General features: G+C 68.7%; 1 protein-coding gene. It reads left to right on the top strand.

Going from position 1 to position 1,158, the window contains the following annotated elements; all coding sequences use genetic code 11:
- Positions 1 to 13: 13 nt before the first annotated feature.
- Positions 14 to 1,158: AMP-binding protein (locus I0Q12_RS28870; protein ID WP_197257078.1), on the top strand; the 1,145-nt coding region annotated here is incomplete at its 3' end.

Raw genomic sequence — 1,158 nt, 5'->3', positions numbered from 1 at the left:
GGACAGATCCAGAGTGTCGAGGAACAGCACGGTCCGGCCGCTCGCGGCGGGCGAAGCGTTCGAGGAACTGCTCGGCCGGGTCCGGTCCACCGACCTCGGGGCGTTCGCGCACGCCGACGTCCCGTTCGAGCGCCTCGTCGAGGTGCTCGACCCGGCACGGTCGCAGGGCCGGCATCCGCTGTTCCAGGTGGCGCTGTTCTTCCAGAACATGAACCGCACCGCGCTCGAACTCGGCGGACTGTCCGTCGCACCCGTCGAGACCGAGACGAACCTCGTCAAGTTCGACCTGCAGGTCGCGGTCGCCGAGATGTTCGACGACGCCGGCACATCGGCCGGTGCCGCGGTGGAGATCCAGTACGCCACCGACCTGTTCGACGAGTCGACGATCGTCGCGTTCGCGGACCGCTTCGTGCGGATCCTCGAAGCGGTGACCACCGACCCGGCGATCGCCGTCGGTGACCTGCCGGTCCTCGCTGCGGACGAACGCGCCGAGATCGTCGATGCGCGCAACCGGACGCAGCATCCCACCGTCGACACCCTGCTGCTCGACAGCTTCGACCGGCAGGCGGTCCTGACTCCGGACGCGAATGCCGTGGTCTACGAAGGTGATTCGCTCACCTACGCCGAGTTCGACGCTCGTATCACCGCGCTCGCGCGGCACCTGATCGCGCTCGGGGTGGGTCCGGAGTCGCGGGTCGCGCTCGCGATGCGCCGTTCGCTCGAACTGGTCGTCGGCATGTACGCCGTGCTCCGCGCGGGCGGCGCGTACGTGCCGGTCGATCCGGATCATCCGGCCGATCGCATCGCCTACATCCTCGACGCGGCGGACCCGGTCGCGGTGCTCAGCACCGAACGGGACGACTTCACCGCCGCGAGCGGCCGGACCGTGCTGTTCCTCGACACTCTGGATCTGTCCGGTGTCCCGACCGATCCGATCGAGGACTCCGAACGGCGCGGGTCCGTGTACGCGGGCAACACCGCGTACGTGATCTTCACGTCCGGGTCCACCGGCAAGCCCAAGGGTGTCGCGGTCCCGCACGGCGCGATCGTCAACCAGATGGAGTGGATGCAGGGGCAGTACCGGTTCACCGAGGCCGACGTGTACCTGCAGAAGACCGCGACGACGTTCGACGTGTCGCTGTGGGGCTTCTTCCTGCC

The sequence above is a fragment of the Rhodococcus sp. CX genome (assembly GCF_015865005.1).
In the GTDB taxonomy this organism is placed as follows: domain Bacteria; phylum Actinomycetota; class Actinomycetes; order Mycobacteriales; family Mycobacteriaceae; genus Rhodococcus.
The sequence above is the reverse complement of the archived record's forward strand: the minus strand, read 5'-3'. Positions and strand labels throughout refer to the sequence as shown.